The 3918-nt window shown below is 35.0% G+C and carries 2 protein-coding genes; both read right to left on the bottom strand.

Annotated features, from left to right (window positions below; translation table 11 throughout):
- Window positions 1-1052: 1052 nt before the first annotated feature.
- Entirely contained in the window at window positions 1053-2207 is a 1155-nt protein-coding gene (locus K737_RS01650) for an FtsW/RodA/SpoVE family cell cycle protein (protein ID WP_006301272.1), read from the bottom strand.
- Window positions 2204-3595 (bottom strand): UDP-N-acetylmuramoyl-L-alanine--D-glutamate ligase, encoded by a 1392-nt coding sequence (gene murD / locus K737_RS01655; RefSeq protein ID WP_006301263.1) that lies wholly within the window; start codon window positions 3593-3595, stop codon window positions 2204-2206. The genes K737_RS01650 and murD overlap by 4 nt, the downstream gene beginning before the upstream one ends.
- Window positions 3596-3918 lie beyond the last annotated feature (323 nt).

Genomic DNA, 3918 nt, shown 5'->3' on the forward strand with positions numbered 1-3918 from the left:
TCAAGGTCATATCTTGGGTTTCTTTGACTTACTTTTCAAGCTTTTCTAAGTCAATTTTTTTTTCTGAGCCACCACGGTTTTAGGAAAATACCTGCCTTCTTGTCTGCATTTTCTATGCGAATTATTCTATGCCAATTTTTTATGCCACCTTCCTATCGCTGATACACTTATTTTAAATAGGTGCGATTTTTCAATATACCTGCCCCTCATCTAAATTTACCCTTTGTCTTAAATCGTTGCGGTAGCTCTTTGTCATTTTCCTTTTATTTTAACAAAAAATTACACCACTATACCTGCTTTTTCTAGCTACTCAATTGTTTGGCAAAATATAGATCTTTTTTCTAGATTCGCTTTTGGGGGATTTAGAGTTTTTTTATATGCAACTCCTATGCGTTTCTTAGCATGTTTTATCCCAGATGAGCGCACTCAAAGCCTTTTTACTCTTTCTTAGCTATAAAAATCAGGAGATTATTTGATATATTTCTTCAAAAATTCATTATCTATTTTAATTGGAGGTTTGTTTCTTCTAGCTTAGGCTTTATTATTTTTCTTTCATCTACTGAGATTCGGTGTTGAAATCTTAAATTTTTCGGAAAGTTTACTATAACTTTCTCCTTCTGATTAAAGCTTAAGTACTTCTTTTACGAAATTGAACAGAGTATGTCATGTTTTTATTTTTTTGATTCATACCCTAACTCAATTCTCAACTCGTTTCCATGACTTTTTTATCCGATCTTAGCTATATTATACGCTCTTCCTCAGTATATATCTCTGTTCATTTAGTGATGGGATTTGGTATTAAATGGGGGTCTTCTTACTGTGAGTTTGTGTTAAAATACTTTTTTAATACTCAAACTTTAACTCAATTCACTAAGACATACAAAAAATTCTTAATTGTTTTATTTATTACATATTTTCTTCATCTATTTTGTTATTTCTGTAATATTTTCACATCACGAAAATTTCAGTCTTAATTTTTTCAATTGATTTTAGACCGTCTTTCTTTCTAAGCACCAGATCTAACAAATTTTTTATTTATGTTAAAAGGAAAATTAAAGAAATTTGTGATAACGACGAGTCAAGCATAATATAATGCTCATAGTCCAACACGCGCTAATTAAAGAAGATCCTCCATAGCTTAGAAAAGGTAACGTAATTCCTTTTGTTGGGGCCAAATGTAAAACGCAAGCGATGTTCAGATAAACTTGATACATAAAATAAATAGATAATCCTGAAATTAACATGACTTGTTCTAAATGCAATCCTCGACGAGCAGCATTTAAGCTTCGAAAAATGATTACTGCGTATAACGCAAAAATTCCAAGGCATGCTATTAATCCAAATTCTTCTCCTGCTACTGCAAAAATAAAATCTGCGTGACCATCTGGAAGATGATCTAGCACAACTCCAGATCCAGGCCCCTTTCCCCACAATCCTCCAGAAGCAAAACTTTTTAGGGATTGTAAAATTTGGTACTGTTTTCCAAAAGGATCAGATGATTCGTACCCAAAAAACATACGTAAGCGTAAAGCAGCATGGGGAAAGTAAAGCACTATGGGAATTAAAGAGACTATTCCTGCCCCCATCATTCCAAGTACCCACCCCCATCCTAATCCTGCTATAAAACTTTGTGTTAGCGCGCTCATCAGTAACAAAAAAACTGTTCCCAAATCAGGTTGTAAAAGCAGCGGACAAGAAACAATAATAAACAAAAGCAATACTTTTAAAAATCTTAGATTCTCATTTGGTTGAGAATACTCTGACAAAAAATAAGCACACCCCATACAAAAAGCAGGTTTAATAAATTCTGATGGCTGCACAGAAATACCAAATATGTTCAGCCAACGCTTTGCACCCTTAACCTGAACTCCAAACACAACAACTGCCCATAATCCCGCCCATGCGCTAATCCCTATTGTATATACCGTGGCCTTAAGGTGCTCTTTAGGTAGGAAGCTCCCAAGAAATAAAAGAACAACTCCAAAAACTACAAAAACTAAATGTCGTTTTAATAAAACAAAGGTTGTCCACCCATGTTGAGCTGCAATGGAAGGACTGGCGGCTAAAATCAACCAAGATCCTAATACAATCAACATAATAGAGCAAATCAAAATCCACCGATCAATAGCATTCCACCAAAACGCCCACAAGCTTTCTGGGGGAGGAGAGTCTTCTTGAGATTTTTTTTGATAAAAAGGAAGATTCATTCTTTTGTATCCAAAAATTGATCTCCCTGCTTTGCACTGTGTGCGTAAACAAGCTGATGTATATTTTCTTGAAACGCTTTTCCACGCTGTACAAAATTCGGAAATTGATCAAAGCTAGGACACCCCGGTGAACATAAAATTACTGCTTTCTTGTAAAGCCTTGCTTGGGACCATGCACTATACACAGCATCTTTCATGGTAATGAAATTTTCACAACAAATACTATTAGCATTTAAAAATTTTTGAAATCGCAAAGCAGACTCTCCATACACAAAGGCTTGAGTAATTTTAGATAATACAGGCTTTAGTACAGATAAATCATCTTTTTGTTTTGCTCCGCCAGCAATCCAAAATACTGGGCAACTCCAACGCATCAACGCTTGAACACATGCTTCTGGCGTTGTGGCTTTGCTATCGTCAACGCAATAAGTACCATCGTGAACTAAAAAACATTCCTGTCGATGCGCTAAATCTTGGAATTTTTGCACATTTGGAATAAATTTTTCTAGTCCACCAGGAATATGGTGCAAAACACTATAAGCCATGGCGACGTTTTGTTGAAACGCGAAAGAAAGAAAGCGATCTTCTTTAGGAAATTTTTCAAATTCTTCTTTCCACCAAATTCCTTGGGAATTATAACAAACGCAAGATGGATCTTCTTTTTGCGAACAATTTTCTTCTAAAGCTTTAAGGTAAATCAAAGGATTCCCTTTCCAATGATGCGCTATTTTTTGAGTATAATCACTTGAGATATCTAAAATGGCATGACGACTGTGTTCTAAAATCTTACATTTTATAGCACTATAGTGTTCCATAGTTCCGTGACGCTCTAAGTGGTGAGCACTAAGATTTAAGATTCCTCCTACTTCTAGTTCCCAAGGATGATGTGCGCAGAGCTCAAGCTGATAGGAAGACCATTCCAGCAAATACCATGGATTTTTGTGATGATGTTGAGCAACAGAAAAAATTGGAACTCCTATGTTTCCTACTAATTGACAAAAAATTCCTTGCGCACGTAAAGCATGAGCTATAATACTGCAAGTCGTTGACTTTCCGTTTGTTCCCGTAACTCCTAAAACCTTAGAGGTGGGAAACAATTTTAAAAACAACCCCAAGTCGCACGTCACGATTCCAACATCTGACAAACGTTTTCTGTGAAAAGTTTCTAGTCGCGCAAAGGATATCCCAGGAGAAACAACACTGTACAGCATTTTATTTGGATAAGGAAAGTCTATTATGGGTAACCCATGGTCTGAAGCTATTTTTCGTACAGCCTCACAATCATCCCATCCACTGACTTTAACGCCTTGATTTTGAAAAAAAGCTGCAGTAGCCATACCAGATTTTCCAAGTCCTAGCACGAAAACTTCAAAACGATCCCAGAGCATTAACCCTCATTAAAAATTTGTATTATTTTTTATTATACAAAAAAAATACTATTTTCCCAACACCGAAAAAAAGTATTTACCTGAAGTAAAAATTAAAGCTTTTTTGATCTGAAAAAATTATTTATACGTGAATAAAACCACGGGGGGTGCCCATAAGTGTTGAAAGTGGTTGAGATAGATATCAGGATTATAAAGTTTTAATTTTATAATGATGTATTGATATATGGAAGAATTAGAAAATATTATGTCTTTAATAAAAGAAGAAGATTTAGAGAGACTAGGAAAACTTTACGATGTCAATAGATATAATAATAAAATCACCG

It is taken from the genome of Holospora undulata HU1, assembly GCF_000388175.3.
In the GTDB taxonomy this organism is placed as follows: Bacteria; Pseudomonadota; Alphaproteobacteria; order Holosporales; family Holosporaceae; genus Holospora; species Holospora undulata_A.

Coding starts and splice junctions, on each gene's coding strand:
- K737_RS01650 (WP_006301272.1), bottom strand. CDS start 2,207: ATGAATCTTCCTTTTTATCAAAAAAAATCTCAAGAAGACTCTCCTCCC.
- murD (WP_006301263.1), bottom strand. CDS start 3,595: ATGCTCTGGGATCGTTTTGAAGTTTTCGTGCTAGGACTTGGAAAATCT.